This is a genomic window from Paraclostridium sp. AKS73 (assembly GCF_025671395.1).
In the GTDB taxonomy this organism is placed as follows: Bacteria; Bacillota; Clostridia; order Peptostreptococcales; family Peptostreptococcaceae; genus Paraclostridium; species Paraclostridium benzoelyticum.
Genome location: NZ_JAIXHU010000007.1, coordinates 36,564 through 51,967, shown reverse-complemented (window position 1 = coordinate 51,967; position 15,404 = coordinate 36,564). Strand labels below are relative to the sequence as shown.

Genomic DNA, 15,404 nt, shown 5'->3' with positions numbered 1-15,404 from the left:
AATTATGAGATAGCTTTTTTATTATTATAAAATATAAAATGGATATAATAGATAGTATAAAGTACATATAAATATATTGGGGAGGTGGACCTGTGAGGTACTTTGTAGTTTATATGAAGAAGTATTTTGTTTTATTTACTTTAGGTATAGTGTTAGTTAGTTTTGAAGCTGTTTGTGATTTAATGCAGCCCACTATATTGGCAAATATTATAGATATTGGGATATCTAACAAAGATATGAGTTATCTAATAAATAAAGGTATTTTAATGGTAGTAATAACTATAGCAGGTGCTGTTTTTGCTATTTTAAGAAGTATAATTTCAACAAATGTATCTCAAAAATTTGCTAGAGATTTAAGAAGTGATGTATTTGCTCATATAAATTCGTACTCATTTGAGAATATAGATAAAATAAGTAAAGGGTCTTTAATAACTAGGAGCACTAATGACATTAATCAGATACAACAATTTGTAAATGGGTTAATGAGAATTATAATAAAAGCACCTATACTTTGCATAGGAAGTTTTGTATTAGCAATGAAGTTAAATCTAAAACTGTCAATAGTTTTATTAGTTGGCATAATAATTATATTTGGAATAATTATTATAAATCTAAATATAGGTACGCCTTATTTTAAGAAAGTTCAAATATCTTTAGATAATTTAAATTCAAATCTAAGACAATATTTATGTAATATAAGAATAGTTAAACTATTTAATAGAGAAGCATATGAAGAGGAAAAATTTGAAAATGTAAATACGAATTTATTAGAAGTAACAGAAAAAGCTATGAAAATTAGTGCTGTGTTTAAGCCTACTATAACTCTAATTTCTAATATAATAATAGCTATTATATTATACTTTGGATCAAAACTAATTTTAAATAATGAAATTGAAGTAGGTGTTATTGTAGCGTACATAAATTATATAGGGAGGATTTTGACTTCACTGCTTATGATAGCACATATCTTTAATGTATTTATAAGAGCTAAAGCATCTAGCGAAAGAGTTATAGAAGTTTTGAACACTGAAAATAGTATAGATAAGAGTGGGAATATAAAAATAAGCATAATGGTAGTTTGGAATTTAAAAATGTGGATTTTCATATATTGACAATGAAAAAGTATTAGATGATATAAGTATTAAAATAAATAAAGGAGAACACATAGGAATAATTGGTCCAACAGGAAGCGGAAAAACAACTTTAATAAATTTGATAATGAAATTTTATCAGATAAATAAAGGAACTTTAAAAATAGATGGAAATAATATAAATAATTTAGAAAGTAAAAATTTAAGAAGTTATATTGGATTAGTTCCACAAAAAGTACTTTGTTTAATAAAAGTATAATCAATAATATAAAAATGGGAAATAAGAAAGTTTCACTAGATGAAGTTATAAATGTATGTAAAATATGTGGTTGTGATGAATTCATAAAAAACTTTGAAAGTGGATATGAAGAAATGGTTGGTGAAAATGGATCTAATTTGTCTGGAGGTCAGAAGCAAAGAATCTGCATAGCAAGAGCTTTAATAAAAAATCCTAGAATTTTAATTTTAGATGACTCATTTAGTGCTATGGATATAAAAACTGAAAATGAAATTAAAAATAATATAAAACAATATATAGATGATACTACATACATAGTAGTTTCTCAAAAAATCAACTCTATATTAGACATGGATAAAATAATAGTTTTAGAAAATGGTAAAATAGTTGGGTTTGATAGCCATAACAACCTATTAAGACAATGTGAAATATATAAAGAAATATATAGCTCTCAAATATCTCCAGATGTATAAAGGTGGTGGATAATCGATGAAAAGTAAGATTGAAAGCAGATTTACACCAAAGAAGAAACCCAAGAATGCTAGAAAAACAATTTTTACGCTTTTAAAGTATTTTAAAAATGAGAAAAAACATTAATATTAATAAGTATTTTAGTTTTTTTAGATTGTTTAATAGTTATATTAATACCACTGTTAATAGGAAAGTGTGTAGATATAATAGATACCAATGAATTTAGTAAATCTATATTTAAAATAACCTTGGGAGCTTTAGTTAGTTTTTATCTAATTGATTCAGTAGTAAGCTTATTTAAGGAATTTATAATAATAAACATGTCTCAAAGGGTTATAAAAAATATAAGATTATCTATTTTCTCGAAATTACAAACGTTACCTATTTCATATTTTGATGAACATAAAAATGGAGATTTAATGAGTAGAATAACTAATGATATAGACAATATAAGTAGTGGTATATCAAGTTCAATAACTCAGATAATTACATCTAGTATAACCGTATTTGGAACTGTATTTATGATGTTTATACTAAGCCCTCAATTGACAATATTAAGTATAATTACTATGCCATTAGTTGTTGTACTAAGCAAATTTATTGCTAGAAAAAGCAAGTCATTTTTCAAAAGACAACAAATAGAATTAGGTCTATTAAACTCACACATAGAAGAAAACATAAAAAATATGAATGTAATAAAAGCCTTTAACTATGAACATGACTCAGTAGAAAACTTTAATAAAATAAATAATAGGCTTTTAAGAGAATCTTTAAAAGCTCAAGTATATAGTTCTCTTCTTATGCCTATGATGAATGTTATTACGAATATATCATTTACACTTATTTCAATAGCAGGGGCATATCTTTCTATAAAAAATATAATAACTGTAGGAACTATAGCTACATTTTTAAGTTATACTAAACAATTCACTAGACCTTTGAATGAACTTGCAAATTTATTTAATACTTTCCAGATATCTATAGCTGGATGTGAAAGAGTTTTGAAATATTAGACGAGAATGTAAAAGAAAAGCATTTAAGTAAAAGTATTAAAAATAAAGATATGTTAAAAGGAGATATAGAATTTAAAAATGTATGGTTCAAATATGGAAAAGGTGATTATATAGTAAAAGATTTGAGTTTTAAAATTAAAGATGGAACAAGCAATGCAATAATAGGTACAACAGGAAGTGGAAAAACGACTATTATAAATCTTATAAATAGATTATATGAACACGATAAAGGAGATATTTTAATAGGAGGATATGATATAAATGACTATGATAAAGAATACTTTAATAATTCTTTATCAATTGTATTGCAAGATATATATTTATTCAATGGAACGATTTTAGACAATATAAAATATTCGCAATTAGAAGCTACAAAGGAAGATGTAATTAATGCATGTAAGATTTCTAATGCACATAGCTTCATAATGAAATTAAAAAAAAATTATGACACATTGATAGAAGAAGGTGGAGATAGTTTGAGTATTGGACAAAAGCAATTAATAAGCATAGCAAGAGCTATACTTAAAGAGTCTACAATATTAATTTTAGATGAAGCGACAAGTAGTATAGATACTAACACAGAAAGAAAAATTCAAGAAGCTATAAAACATGCGATGAAAGATAAAACTAGCATAATAATAGCTCATAGACTAAGCACCATAAGATACTGTGATAATATAATGGTAGTAGATAAGGGAGTAATAGCTGAAAGTGGAAGTCATGACCAACTTATGAAGAAAAAGGGTATTTACTACGATAGTATATGCTCACTAAACAAGGAGAATATGAATTAAGGTGACATTTAGATATTAGATGCCACCTTAAACTATGTACTTAAAAGAAATAATTTAAAAATCCAGTATGTTCATTAAAAATATTAAAACCTATTAAAATAAGGATTATTCCACCTAAAAATTTAGCGAAACTTCCTAAAAAATACCCAACCTTATTTCCTATTAATACACCTAAAAAACAAAGTATGAAGGTTATTGTGCCGATACAAAGTATTATTGGTAGTATTGAAATATTTAAAAATGAAAAACTAATGCCTACGGCAAGAGCATCTATGCTAGTAGCAATAGCTAAAATAAATATATTAAAATTACTCAACTTAGAGGAGTTAGAATTATCATCATTTGAAAAAATCATATTCAATCCTAAAAAACACAACAGCACTAATGCTATTACGTGATCAATAGACTTTATATATTCAGAAAATCCAATTCCAATTTTCCATCCAATAAGAGGCATTAAAGCTTGAAATAGTCCAAAAGAAAAACCAATTTTAAGAGCCAATTTAAAATCTAATTTTTTTACACACATACCCTTAGATAATGATACAGTAAATGCATCCATAGATAATGCAATAGAAGTCATTAAGATGAAAGTTATGCTCATGAAAATCCTCCCTATATATATTAATATTAAAATAAATAGTTCAATATTAATATATATAGGATAGATATGTAAATAGTCCAAGTTTTTAAAAAAGCGTACTTTACTATTTGTAAGGTACGCTTTTAAACTATTTCTCTTAATTGTTTTAATTCTTTTTTATTTCTTTATCTATTTTTTATTTCTTTGTTTTCTTCTTTAATTATTTTACTTTCTTCTCTTTCTAGTTCTCTTTCTTCTTTTTTCATTTCATGCTTTAATTCTTTAGTAAATTTATGTTCTTCATGATTTTCATGTCTAAGTTCTTTTTTATCTTCATGTATAGATTTTAAACATTCTACATCTTTTTTTAATTCGTCTTCTATGTGTTTTACTTCATTTTTAACAGTCATTTTTAACATCTCCTTAAGAATAATTGATTTAATAATTAAATCTTAGCACTAAAGGAAATAAGTGTAAATATATAGTGAAAAACGTCGAAAGTTTTATATTTTCTAAAATATTACACACATCAAAAATATGAATAATTTTAATCTAATTATATAAATAGGCGAAATTTTTTACAATTATGAAAATTTATACATAAAGTTTTTATAGATTATAGAAAAAGTGCTAAATAAATAATATAATAATATGAGTGGGTAAAAAAGGAGGGGGTTTTTATAAAAAAGTATAGTGGAGAAATTGGATTATTATTAGTATCTCTGATTTGGGGAAGTGGATTTGTAGCAACTCAGCTTGGGTTGGAAAATGGTCTTACGCCATTTCAATTAATGACAGGTAGGTTTTTTATAGGAGCACTTTTAATAGGGGTAATATTCTTTAAAAAACTTAGAAATACAAATAAAAAAGATATTATTTCAGGGGTATTACTTGGTATATTTTTATTTATAGCATTTTCTTTTCAGACGTTCGGATTGAAATATACAACTTCAGCGAAAAGCGCATTTTTAACAGCTGCAAATGTTGTAATAGTACCATTTGTAGGGTGTATTTTATATAAACGAAAGATAGAAAAAATAGGAATTATAAGTAGTTTAATTGCACTTATAGGAATAGGAATAATCTCATTAGAGTCAGACTTTAGTATAAGTTTTGGAGATGGTCTGACATTAATATGTGCAGTGGGGTTTGCTATGCATATATTTTTAACTAGCGAATTTACAAAAGAACATGATCCTGTTGTACTTACATGCATACAAATGGCAACGGCATTTTTACTATCGTTGACATTACAGTTTTTTGCAGGAGAATCAAGTACTGCTATAAACAGTTCAACTATAGGATCTGTACTATTTTTAGGTGTGTTTAATACAACGTTATGTTTTCTTGGGCAAACTATATGCCAAACTAAAGTTGATGGAACTAAAACAGCAATATTATTATCCACTGAAGCGATATTTGGGATGCTTTTTCTATAATAATAGCAAAGGAAATAATAACTCTTAGAATGATTTTGGGAAGTTTATTTATATTTACGGCTATTATTTGTGCAGAAATAAAATTGTCGTTTTTATTTAAAACAGAAGATTCGTTAGAGCTTAATGAAGCTGAATGAAACATTAAATAAGTCATATTAAATAGATTGAATATTTTAATATGACTTATTTTGTTTTTATAATATTTGGAAAATTACAAATATATTAGGAGGATTTACTTTAAAAGTGCTTTTAGAGGAGCTAGAAGGAATATAATTATATAGTATAAACAATTTGTGAGGAGGGATGCTATGGGAATTAACAATTTATTAAAAACATACCAGGGCTTGTCAAAAGAAGTATACGTTTTGTTTATTGGTAGGATTGTAAATAGTCTTGGGGCTTTTGTACATCCTTTAATGGCTTTAATTTTAACTCAAAAAATCGGATTATCGATATCTGAAGCAGGGATATTTATAACTACACTATCTGCATTTCAAGCACCTGCAATGATATTTGGAGGGAAATTAGCAGATACGATAGGAAGAAGAAAAGTTATAATTATTTGCCAGTTTCTTGGAGCTTTAACACTTATAGCTTGTGGATTTATGAAACCTTCAACAACAATGGCAAAAATAATGATTTTGTCATCTTGTCTATATTCAATTTCATCACCTGCATTTGAAGCTTTAAATGCAGATATAACAACCTATAAAAATAGAAAAGCTTCGTACTCTCTTTTATACATGGGAAGCAATATAGGATTTTGCATAGGACCTATATTAGGTGGACTTTTGTATGAAAATTACTTACCACTTATATTTATAGGAGATGGAATTACAACTTTAATAGCACTAGTCTTAATAATTCTATTTGTAAAAGAAAGAAAAATAAATGATGAAAACTATGAAAACGAACAGGTTTTAAGCGATTTAGAACAAAAGGTAGAAGGTTCTGCATTTAAGGTTCTGATTCAAAGACCTACACTAATTTTCTTTTCTCTAGGCGTATTGATGTACTATTTTTCATATTCACAGTGGGGATTTGCATTACCGATACAGTTAGAAGATTTATTTGGATCAAACGGAGCAAAACTTTATGGATTGCTAGGTGGAATAAATGGAGTAGTAGTTATAGTATTTACACCTATAATTACATCTTTAACAACAAAAATGAATGTACTAAAGGCTATGTCTATTGGAGGGTTATTTTATGCAATTGCATTTTTTATGTTTGGAATAGTAAATACCGTAGTTTTATTTTTTATAGGTGTATTTTTAATGACAATAGGAGAAATTTTAATAGTTATAAATCAAGGAACGTTTATTGCGAATAACACTCCAGCATCACATAGAGGAAGAATAAGTTCGATACTACCTTTAATATCAGGGATCGGATTTGCAATAGGACCTATGATTATGGGTGATATGATAGAAAAATACAATATATTTGTAGGATGGATGATTGTTGCAACAGTTGCGACTTTTGGAATGATTACGATGATGATGATAAAAAAGAGTATGAAAAATAATTAAAGGAAAATGAACAAATGAGTCATATAAGTATATATAAGAAGAAATAACTGTAAGATGAGGTGTTTATATGAGTAAAAAAATTGCAGTAATATATAAAACTAAATATGGTAGTACAAAAAAATATGCAGGATGGATTGCTTTGAAGTTAGATGCAGATTTATATGAAATTTCAGATATAAGGTCAAAACATTTAGACGAATATGAAACTATAATATTTGGAGGTGGCATATATAAGGGAAAAATAAATGGATTAAACTTTATTGACCAAAACTATAATAAAATAAAAGATAAGAATATTTATATTTTTTCAGTTGGAATGGAAAGTATAAGTGAAAATAGAAAAGAATCATTAATAAAAAATAATTTTAAAAATATAGAAGAAAAAAATGTTGGATTTTACAATTTTAAAGGAGGCTTAGATTATAGTTCACTAAGCTTCATAGACAAAATTATGATGAAAGCACTAAAAAGCATGATAGACAAAAAGACCAAATCAGATTTAACAGAAGATGATAAAGTTGTTTTAAGGGGATTTGAAGAAAAAATAGACTTAACTGATAAAAAATCTATAAAAGAATTGATAGATAAAATCAGTGTATATAAAAGTGCTAATGATAATTAAATTTAATTATCATTAGCACTTTCTTTAAATAAATAAAAACATTCTTAAAAACTCATAATAATCATCTGTTGAAAAAGATATTGTTTGAGTATTTATTAATTTACATTTTGGATAGAAAGAAGCTTGATAAGCATCATAGTGATTTTTAAATTTGATTTCTATGTCAAATAAATCAGGGAGTTTTATTATATGTCTAGAAAGATCACCTGATAGAGCTTGCTCAACACCATCTTTTATATTTTTTAAAGCTATATCTGGATGTATAGAGATAGATGCATTTCCAATTCCTTTTGATACAGGAACTGTTACAATATTTGGATTTAGTTTTTTAGCATTTTTACAAAGAAGTTCATCTCCACTTAAAAATGCTACAGGAACATCAAAGTAAGCACTTGTATATGCATTTACCATAAATTCTGTTGCGATTTCATCATTTATCTTTACATAATCATATTTAGAACTATTCATTGTATGAGAAAGTGGGTTTCCATCTTGACTAGCTCCACTATGATATCCTATAAAAAGAGTTGCATCAAAAGTAGGATCAATACCTGACATCATAATAAGAGGACCATTAGTCCATCCTCTAACTAAGCTTACATTTGTAGGAAGTAAAGATGGATTAATATTTCGAGCGCTATCATGAGCATCTTTTACTAAAATAAAATCACAATTATTTGTGTTAGCTCCATCACAAGCTGATTTAACCTCTTTAGTCATCTGAGTTTTATGATACTCTGAATGAGCGCAATTAAGGTTAGTTTCCTCCCAATTTACAATTCCACACGTACCTTCTATATCAGCACTTATATATACTCTCATAAAATTTCCCCCTAATCTTTATTAAAATTAAAATTATTAAGAGGACTGTCTATTAATAATTTTAAATTTCATATAATAGATATAGTTATTTAAATCTAAAAATATACATATAAAAAGCATATTAATGGAGGAAACTTATGAATTTAACAAGAGAAACTTATTTAGAGATTGATTTAGATATAATAAATAAAAATATATGTGAGATAAAAAAATATATTTCAAAAAATACAAAATTAGCTATAGTAGTTAAAGCAGATGCATATGGACATGGAGCAGTTCAACTATGCAAAAATATAGATAAAGAAAATGTAGATTATATATGTGTTGCAGCTATAAGTGAAGCTTTTGAATTAAGAGAAAATAATATAGATTTACCCATTTTAGTAATGGGATATATTCCAGATGATTACCTGGAGCTGGCTATTGAAAAAAACATAACAATTACAGTGTTTTCAACTAAGCAAGCTAATATAATTAATGGTATTTGCAAGACAAAAAATATTAAAGGCAAGATTCATATAAAAATAGATACAGGATTTAATCGATTAGGATTTAAAATTAATGAATCTACCCTTGAAGATATAAAAGATATTATAAATTTAGATCATATATTTGTGGAAGGAATTTTCTCCCATTTAGCACTTAAAGATGAAAAATCTGACTATGAACAATTCGATAAGTTTAAAAATATATTATATGGGATATCAAAATACAAAGATATACCTATAAAGCATATATGTGACAGTATAGGTATGGTAGCTTATGAGGGTTTCCATTTAGATATGGTTAGGGTTGGATCTAGTATATATGGATACAATAGTCGCAAGTCAAATTTAAATTTGGGTGAAGCTATTACATTTAAATCAAAAATAATACAAGTGAAAAGACTTCTTAAAGGAGAAGGTATAAGTTATGATTATTCATACATAGCAAATAAGGATATGAATATAGGTATTATACCGTGTGGATATGCAGATGGAATACCAAGATGCCTATCAAATAAAGGTTATGTATATGTAAATAATAAAAAATGCAATATAATAGGCAAGATTTGTATGGATCAAATGATTATAGACATAAGTGATATAAATGAAAATGATTATGAAAAAGAGGTTATTTTTTATGGGAAAAATGGTCCTAATATTTTAGAGATTGCAAACTTATGTGATACAAATAGAAATGAAATACTTGTATTAACATCAAGAAGAGTTGATAAAGTTTATTTAAAAAATAATAAAATAATAAAAAGTTTAAATTATATAATGGGGGATGATTAATTATGATATTTCCAAAACAGTTAAAAAAGGGTGATACAATAGGAATAATAGCACCATCAAGTCCATATAAACCTGAGAGCAAAGATTCTTTAAATTTTGAAATTGATAAAATAAAAAGAACTATTGAAAGTTTTGGATATAAAGTAAAAATGGGAGACACTTGCTATCTAAGCTATAAAGGATATTTAGCAGGTGATGATAATACAAGAGTTAAAGATATAGAAACAATGTTTAAAGACAAAGAAGTTGATGGAATTTTATGTCTTAGGGGTGGGTATGGAACACCTAGAATACTTGATAAAATAAACTATGATATTATAAAGGCAAATCCAAAAGTGTTTATTGGGTACTCAGATATAACTGCACTTCATATAGCTTTTAATCAATATTGTAATTTGGTAACTTATCATGGGATAATGGCATCAACATCACCAAACTGGAATGACTTTACTTACAATTCTTTTAAAAATATGATTAATATGAAAGATAACTTAACTATAGAAAATCCTATGGGAGAAGAATTATATACTGTAGTAGAGGGAGTTACAGAAGGAAAAATAATAGGTGGTAATTTATCATTGATAGCAAGTACTATGGGAACTAAATATGAGATTGATACTAAAGATAAGATTTTGTTTATAGAAGAAGTTGGAGAACAAATCTATAGAATAGATAGAATGCTTACACAATTAGAATTAGGAGGTAAATTTAAAGAATGCAGAGGTATTATATTTGGAGATTTTGAAGATTGCAAAAAAGAAAAAGTTGATGATTATGAATTATATGATTTACTATCAGATAGAGTTAAAAATTACAATAAACCTTGTATATACAACTTGCAATCAGGACATTGTAATCCAATGATAAGTATACCTTTAGGAGTAAATTGCAAATTAGATGCCACAAATAAAAATATATATTTTAGTAGATAGAAAACATCAGTTACATAAAATTTTATGTAACTGATGTTTTAACTTAAAGATATTAAAAGAGGTTACTATCTAACATAAAAAATATATGGTAGAATTATGTATATACATAAGAGATTTAAAGAGGTGGATATATGTTTAATGTAGCGATAATAACTTTAAGTGACAAAGGTTCTATAGGTAAAAGAAAAGATATAACAGGAAAGAAACTGGCTGACTTTATAAATGTCAAAGAAGAATATAAAGTTAAATATTACACTATGATTCCTGATGACAAAGAAAAACTAAAAAACGAAATTATAAAATTATGTAATCTAGATGTAGATTTGATATTAACTAATGGAGGTACTGGATTTTCTAAAAGAGATGTAACTCCAGAAGCTACAAAGGAAGTTATTGAAAGGGAGATTCCGGGAATTAGTGAATACATAAGAATGGAATCTTGTAAAATAACTAAGAGAGCAATGCTTAGTAGAGGTGTAAGTGGGATAAGACAAAATACGGTTATAATAAATTTACCAGGAAGTCCTAAAGGAGCAATAGAAAGCATCGAATTTGTAATAGATACCATAGGACATGGGATAGATATACTAAAAGGTGAAGCTGTGGAGTGTGCAAATGATAGACAAATATAACAGAAAAATAGACTACTTAAGAATTTCTTTAACCGATAAATGTAATTTAAGTTGTATTTATTGTATGCCTGAAAAAATTGAATTTGATAAGAATATAAATGATATATTAAGTTTTGAAAATTATAAATTTATAATTAAAGGATTTCAAAATTAGGAATAAAAAAGGTAAGATTTACAGGTGGAGAACCCCTTATCTATGATAAATTAAAAGAACTTATAAAGTATACAAAAGAAAATTGTAATATCGATGATATATGTATAACAACAAATGCTATAGGTCTTTATGAACAAATAGATAACTTAAAAGAAAATGGATTAAAAAAGTTAATATAAGTTTGGATTCCCTAGATGAAGATAAATATAAAAAATAACTAGAGGTGGAGATTTAAGAGAAGTATTAAAATCAATAGATAAATGTTTGGAAGTAGGCATTAAAGTAAATAAATTGTGTTTTAATAAAAGGATTAAATGATGATGAACTAAATCAATTTATAAATTTAACAAAAAATAAGAACATAGATGTTAGATTTATAGAATTGATGCCTATAGGAGAAGGTTTAAAAATATTTAAAAATGGATATATCAATTTAAAAGAAGCTTTAAATAAAATAGAAAACTTAAAGTCTATAAAAAATAAAGAAAAAAGTGTTGCATCTTATTATAAACTTGAAAATTCAAAAGGAAAAGTAGGAATAATTACACCTATGAGTTGCTCGTTTTGTAGTGAATGTAACAGAATAAGAATGACTTCTAATGGGAAAGTAAAATTGTGTTTACATTCAAGTGAAGAGTTAGATATTAATAAGTATTTAAATAATGAGAATGAGTTTACTAATTTGATAGAGAAGTATATATATGAAAAACCAGAAAAACACAAATTAATAGAGAATAAAAAGAGTGATACAAAAAGAAATATGAATCAAATAGGTGGTTAAAAAATTAAAGATATATATTAAATAGATTACTATTAATATATATCTTTTTTATTACAGCTCTAATCATAAAAAAGACAGGAGGAGTAGAAAAAACTGGAGCAAATAAAGGTGCTATAATCTCATTAATATGAAGTATGTTTACAAATAAGATTATTATTGTCATATTCAAGAAAAATTCAAATACGTAAACTAAAGAAGATAATAAAAACTTTTTAGCTGTATAATTAGATTCTTTAAATGTAAACTTTGAATTTAAAAAATATGAAGCAGATACACTTATTAAACTAGTTATAGAATATGCTAATAAATAGTGAATTTCTAAAAATAAATACAAACTAATATAAATCATTTGAGAAATTATAAAATTTGATATACCTATAGCATTAAATTTAACATATTCTATAATTTTCATTTTATACTTTTTTAAAATTAAAATCATTACACTTTCTCCTTAATATTGACCAATGATGTCATTACATGTAAAAACATTTCATAATATAGTATTGGTTTTATAATAACATGATATTTACATATAAAAAACAAAAAAACTATATACATAAGGAAAAATGTGGTATATAATTATATTGTGTTAAATAAAAAACAAATAATAACGCTTAAAAAAACGTTTAACAAGGGGGAAAAGACATGAGTTATGCATTTTTTATGCCGAATATAAGTTTAATGGGACCAGGGTGCGTTAAGAAAATAGCAGAAGAGATAACTTCAAGAGGACTTAAAAAAGCCCTTATAGTATGTGGAAAAAGATCTTCTAAAAGTGAAGAATTCAAAGGGGTAAAAGATCTTTTAGAAGAAAATAATATAGATTATGTAGTTTATCCAGGATCTATACCAAATCCAACTGTAAAAAGTGTTATGGATGGGGTTCAAATATTAAAAGAAAATGACTGTGATTTTGTAATTTCTTATGGCGGAGGTTCTCCTCATGACTGTGCAAAGGGAATTGCATTAGTTGCAACAAATGGAGGAAATATAAAGGATTATGAAGGAATAAATAAATCTTCTAAACCTCAATTACCTTTAATTTCAATAAATACAACAGCAGGAACAGCTTCTGAAATGACAGTATTCTCTATAATAACAGATGAAGAAAGACATGTAAAAATGGCTATAGTTGATAAAAATGTTACGCCAATACTTGCAGTAAATGATCCAGAGTTAATGGTCAGTATGCCTAAATCACTAACAGCAGCAACAGGTATGGATGCTTTAACTCATGCAGTTGAGGCATATGTATCAACTGCAGCTACACCAGTTACTGATGCTTGTGCTCAAAAAGCTATAGAACTTATAAATAATCATTTAAGAGATGCAGTAGAAGATGGAAATAACATGGAAGCAAGAGATATGATGGCTTATGCTGAATACTTAGCAGGAATGGCATTTAACTCAGCTTCACTTGGATATGTACATGCAATTGCACACCAACTTGGTGGCTTTTATGATTTACCACATGGAGTATGTAATGCTATATTACTTCCAGAAGTACAAGTATTTAACTCTACAGTTTGCAGTTCTAAGTTAAAGGATGTAGCTAAGTTTATGGGTGTTGAAACTAAAAACATGAGTGATGAAGAAGGAGCAAAAGCTTGTATAGAAGCTATAAGAAAATTATCAAGTGATATAGATATACCAGCAGGCCTTAAAGAGCTAGGAGTTAAAGTAGAAGACTTTGATATTTTAGCAGATAATGCACTTAAAGATGCTTGTGGGTTAACTAATCCAATAAAAGCAACTCATCAAGATGTAAAAGATATACTTACAAGAGCGATGGGGAATGCAACTGAACTTGCTTAAAAATTAAATAAATTATTATATATCAAAAAGATTATCTTAAATTATTTAAGATAATCTTTTTTTTGTATAAATTATAAATATGTAGACATAAAAAAGCATAGACAAAATGTTTGTCTATGCTTTAAAATTTATCCAACTATAACTAATTCTTTATCATGTTTATTTAAGTTTTCATGACCATCTTTTGTAACTAGAACTAGATCTTCTATTCTAACTCCGAATTCACCTGGTAGGTATATACCTGGCTCAACAGAGAATATCATACCTTCTTGAACACAATCAGTATTAACAGAAGAAACATCTCCCATATCATGGCACTCAAGACCTATAGAGTGACCAGTTCTATGAGTGAAGTATTTTCCGTATCCTTTTTCTGTTATATAATCTCTAGCGGCTGCATCTATATCACAGAATCTAACACCTGGCTTAACTAAAGCTATAGCTCTTTTATTAGCTTCTAAAACTATTTCAAATACTTCTTTAGCTTTTTCAGGAGCTTCTTTATAGAATACTGTTCTAGTCATATCTGAACAGTAGTTATCTTTTACACAACCTATGTCAAGTATTATAGCATCTCCAACTTTAACTTTTCTATCACCAGGCGTACCGTGTGGATCTGCTCCAGTTGGTCCAAATCCTATTATAGGAGAGAATGAGAAACCATCAGCACCTAAATCTTCATATATTCCAGATAATTTGTTAGCAAGTTGTTTTTCTGTTAAATCTGCATTTATAGTAGATTTTAATCTCTTCATAGCTTCATCGTTTAAAGCAGAAGCTTTTCTCATTAAATCTTTTTCCTCTTCATCTTTAGAAGATCTTAAAGTATCTACTATATAAGAAGAATTCACAAATTTACATTCTGGAGATAAATCCATTAAAGCTAATAAGAATTTTGCAGGCCAGTTTTTATCAACACCTATAGTACCAGTTTTATCTATATTGTTGGAAACGATTTCAACTGAATTTTGAGTATCGTTAAACCAAATCATTTCAACACCTAAGTCTTCATTCACAGGGAATAATTCATTTATAAACATTTTATTATTTCCATTAACATTTATGTATAATGCTAATAATCTTTCTCCCGGATGTATCATTTTTCCTGTTAAGTAGAATATTGCATATGGATCACTAATTAACATTTGATCTATGCTATTTTTCTTCATTTGATCAAGAACAGCGTTTAATCTTTGAGTTTTCATATA

General features: G+C 26.7%; 20 protein-coding genes. 15 read left to right on the top strand and 5 right to left on the bottom strand.

Going from position 1 to position 15,404, the window contains the following annotated elements; translation table 11 throughout:
- The first annotated feature begins 92 nt into the window (after window positions 1–92).
- The 5 genes from LEQ07_RS06380 (at window position 93) to LEQ07_RS06360 (ending at window position 3,607) form a co-directional block, all read left to right on the top strand.
- Window positions 93–1,112, top strand: coding sequence for an ABC transporter permease (locus tag LEQ07_RS06380; protein WP_263329952.1), 1,020 nt, complete (start codon window positions 93–95; stop codon window positions 1,110–1,112).
- Complete coding sequence (locus LEQ07_RS06375) at window positions 1,108–1,350, top strand: ATP-binding cassette domain-containing protein (protein ID WP_317852033.1); 243 nt, start codon at window positions 1,108–1,110, stop codon at window positions 1,348–1,350. The genes LEQ07_RS06380 and LEQ07_RS06375 overlap by 5 nt, the downstream gene beginning before the upstream one ends.
- 14 nt (window positions 1,351–1,364) lie before the next feature.
- A complete protein-coding gene (locus LEQ07_RS06370) occupies window positions 1,365–1,802 on the top strand; it encodes an ATP-binding cassette domain-containing protein (protein WP_263329951.1) in 438 nt (145 codons plus the stop codon).
- Between the two features lie 123 nt (window positions 1,803–1,925).
- Window positions 1,926–2,813 (top strand): ABC transporter permease, encoded by an 888-nt coding sequence (locus LEQ07_RS06365; protein ID WP_317852032.1) that lies wholly within the window; start codon window positions 1,926–1,928, stop codon window positions 2,811–2,813.
- 50 nt (window positions 2,814–2,863) lie between these two features.
- Complete coding sequence (locus tag LEQ07_RS06360) at window positions 2,864–3,607, top strand: ABC transporter ATP-binding protein (RefSeq protein ID WP_263329950.1); 744 nt, start codon at window positions 2,864–2,866, stop codon at window positions 3,605–3,607.
- Between the two features lie 40 nt (window positions 3,608–3,647).
- Here LEQ07_RS06360 and LEQ07_RS06355 read toward each other — a convergent pair whose 3' ends face one another.
- Together LEQ07_RS06355 and LEQ07_RS06350 are read right to left on the bottom strand one after the other, a co-directional pair.
- Window positions 3,648–4,211 carry a manganese efflux pump MntP gene (locus LEQ07_RS06355; RefSeq protein ID WP_263329949.1) on the bottom strand — a complete coding sequence of 188 codons (564 nt, stop codon included), beginning with the start codon at window positions 4,209–4,211 and terminating at the stop codon, window positions 3,648–3,650.
- Window positions 4,212–4,375: 164 nt separating this feature from the next.
- Window positions 4,376–4,600 carry a hypothetical protein gene (locus tag LEQ07_RS06350; RefSeq protein WP_263329948.1) on the bottom strand — a complete coding sequence of 75 codons (225 nt, stop codon included), beginning with the start codon at window positions 4,598–4,600 and terminating at the stop codon, window positions 4,376–4,378.
- A gap of 270 nt (window positions 4,601–4,870) precedes the next feature.
- Here LEQ07_RS06350 and LEQ07_RS06345 point away from each other — a divergent pair, with 270 nt between their 5' ends.
- The 3 genes from LEQ07_RS06345 to LEQ07_RS06335 all read left to right on the top strand — a co-directional run bounded on the left by LEQ07_RS06345 (window position 4,871) and on the right by LEQ07_RS06335 (window position 7,783).
- Window positions 4,871–5,629: a DMT family transporter gene (locus LEQ07_RS06345; RefSeq protein WP_317852031.1), complete on the top strand. Its 759-nt coding sequence runs from the start codon at window positions 4,871–4,873 to the stop codon at window positions 5,627–5,629.
- Window positions 5,630–5,937: 308 nt separating this feature from the next.
- Window positions 5,938–7,161 carry an MDR family MFS transporter gene (locus LEQ07_RS06340; RefSeq protein ID WP_263329947.1) on the top strand — a complete coding sequence of 408 codons (1,224 nt, stop codon included), beginning with the start codon at window positions 5,938–5,940 and terminating at the stop codon, window positions 7,159–7,161.
- 67 nt (window positions 7,162–7,228) lie between these two features.
- Complete coding sequence (locus LEQ07_RS06335; RefSeq protein WP_046823442.1) at window positions 7,229–7,783, top strand: flavodoxin domain-containing protein; 555 nt, start codon at window positions 7,229–7,231, stop codon at window positions 7,781–7,783.
- 24 nt (window positions 7,784–7,807) lie between these two features.
- Here the strand turns inward: LEQ07_RS06335 and LEQ07_RS06330 are convergent, their stop codons facing one another.
- Window positions 7,808–8,605, bottom strand: a complete 798-nt coding sequence (locus LEQ07_RS06330; RefSeq protein ID WP_046823441.1) for a M55 family metallopeptidase — start codon at window positions 8,603–8,605, stop codon at window positions 7,808–7,810.
- 137 nt (window positions 8,606–8,742) lie between these two features.
- Here LEQ07_RS06330 and alr point away from each other — a divergent pair, with 137 nt between their 5' ends.
- From alr to LEQ07_RS06300, 6 genes are all read left to right on the top strand, one after another.
- Window positions 8,743–9,882, top strand: a complete 1,140-nt coding sequence (alr, locus tag LEQ07_RS06325) for an alanine racemase (RefSeq protein ID WP_263329946.1) — start codon at window positions 8,743–8,745, stop codon at window positions 9,880–9,882.
- 2 nt (window positions 9,883–9,884) lie between these two features.
- Window positions 9,885–10,814 (top strand): S66 peptidase family protein, encoded by a 930-nt coding sequence (locus tag LEQ07_RS06320; protein WP_263329945.1) that lies wholly within the window; start codon window positions 9,885–9,887, stop codon window positions 10,812–10,814.
- Window positions 10,815–10,945: 131 nt separating this feature from the next.
- On the top strand, window positions 10,946–11,446 hold the full coding sequence (locus tag LEQ07_RS06315; protein WP_263329944.1) for a MogA/MoaB family molybdenum cofactor biosynthesis protein: 501 nt from the start codon (window positions 10,946–10,948) through the stop codon (window positions 11,444–11,446).
- Window positions 11,430–11,600: a hypothetical protein gene (locus LEQ07_RS06310; protein ID WP_263329942.1), complete on the top strand. Its 171-nt coding sequence runs from the start codon at window positions 11,430–11,432 to the stop codon at window positions 11,598–11,600. Before LEQ07_RS06315 ends, LEQ07_RS06310 begins: the two co-directional genes overlap by 17 nt.
- Complete coding sequence (locus LEQ07_RS22420) at window positions 11,588–11,779, top strand: radical SAM protein (RefSeq protein ID WP_317852030.1); 192 nt, start codon at window positions 11,588–11,590, stop codon at window positions 11,777–11,779. The genes LEQ07_RS06310 and LEQ07_RS22420 overlap by 13 nt, the downstream gene beginning before the upstream one ends.
- Before the next feature lie 206 nt (window positions 11,780–11,985).
- Window positions 11,986–12,381 (top strand): hypothetical protein, encoded by a 396-nt coding sequence (locus tag LEQ07_RS06300; RefSeq protein WP_263329996.1) that lies wholly within the window; start codon window positions 11,986–11,988, stop codon window positions 12,379–12,381.
- A gap of 4 nt (window positions 12,382–12,385) precedes the next feature.
- Here the strand turns inward: LEQ07_RS06300 and LEQ07_RS06295 are convergent, their stop codons facing one another.
- Window positions 12,386–12,820 carry a GtrA family protein gene (locus LEQ07_RS06295; RefSeq protein ID WP_263329941.1) on the bottom strand — a complete coding sequence of 145 codons (435 nt, stop codon included), beginning with the start codon at window positions 12,818–12,820 and terminating at the stop codon, window positions 12,386–12,388.
- A 206-nt stretch (window positions 12,821–13,026) separates the two neighbouring features.
- Between LEQ07_RS06295 and yiaY the strand changes: the two genes are divergently transcribed.
- Complete coding sequence (yiaY, locus tag LEQ07_RS06290) at window positions 13,027–14,196, top strand: L-threonine dehydrogenase (RefSeq protein ID WP_046823430.1); 1,170 nt, start codon at window positions 13,027–13,029, stop codon at window positions 14,194–14,196.
- 128 nt (window positions 14,197–14,324) lie between these two features.
- Here the strand turns inward: yiaY and LEQ07_RS06285 are convergent, their stop codons facing one another.
- Window positions 14,325–15,401, bottom strand: a complete 1,077-nt coding sequence (locus tag LEQ07_RS06285; RefSeq protein WP_263329940.1) for a M24 family metallopeptidase — start codon at window positions 15,399–15,401, stop codon at window positions 14,325–14,327.
- Window positions 15,402–15,404 lie beyond the last annotated feature (3 nt).

Bases quoted from the DNA above. Each gene is read 5' to 3' on its own strand.
- LEQ07_RS06335 (WP_046823442.1), top strand. From the start codon at position 7,229: ATGAGTAAAAAAATTGCAGTAATATATAAAACTAAATATGGTAGTACA.
- LEQ07_RS06285 (WP_263329940.1), bottom strand. From the start codon at position 15,401: ATGAAAACTCAAAGATTAAACGCTGTTCTTGATCAAATGAAGAAAAAT.
- LEQ07_RS06340 (WP_263329947.1), top strand. From the start codon at position 5,938: ATGGGAATTAACAATTTATTAAAAACATACCAGGGCTTGTCAAAAGAA.
- LEQ07_RS06370 (WP_263329951.1), top strand. From the start codon at position 1,365: ATGGGAAATAAGAAAGTTTCACTAGATGAAGTTATAAATGTATGTAAA.
- LEQ07_RS06350 (WP_263329948.1), bottom strand. From the start codon at position 4,600: ATGACTGTTAAAAATGAAGTAAAACACATAGAAGACGAATTAAAAAAA.
- LEQ07_RS06315 (WP_263329944.1), top strand. From the start codon at position 10,946: ATGTTTAATGTAGCGATAATAACTTTAAGTGACAAAGGTTCTATAGGT.
- LEQ07_RS06300 (WP_263329996.1), top strand. From the start codon at position 11,986: ATGCCTATAGGAGAAGGTTTAAAAATATTTAAAAATGGATATATCAAT.
- LEQ07_RS06310 (WP_263329942.1), top strand. From the start codon at position 11,430: ATGATAGACAAATATAACAGAAAAATAGACTACTTAAGAATTTCTTTA.
- LEQ07_RS06355 (WP_263329949.1), bottom strand. From the start codon at position 4,211: ATGAGCATAACTTTCATCTTAATGACTTCTATTGCATTATCTATGGAT.
- alr (WP_263329946.1), top strand. From the start codon at position 8,743: ATGAATTTAACAAGAGAAACTTATTTAGAGATTGATTTAGATATAATA.
- LEQ07_RS06330 (WP_046823441.1), bottom strand. From the start codon at position 8,605: ATGAGAGTATATATAAGTGCTGATATAGAAGGTACGTGTGGAATTGTA.
- LEQ07_RS06360 (WP_263329950.1), top strand. From the start codon at position 2,864: ATGTTAAAAGGAGATATAGAATTTAAAAATGTATGGTTCAAATATGGA.
- LEQ07_RS06295 (WP_263329941.1), bottom strand. From the start codon at position 12,820: ATGATTTTAATTTTAAAAAAGTATAAAATGAAAATTATAGAATATGTT.
- yiaY (WP_046823430.1), top strand. From the start codon at position 13,027: ATGAGTTATGCATTTTTTATGCCGAATATAAGTTTAATGGGACCAGGG.
- LEQ07_RS06320 (WP_263329945.1), top strand. From the start codon at position 9,885: ATGATATTTCCAAAACAGTTAAAAAAGGGTGATACAATAGGAATAATA.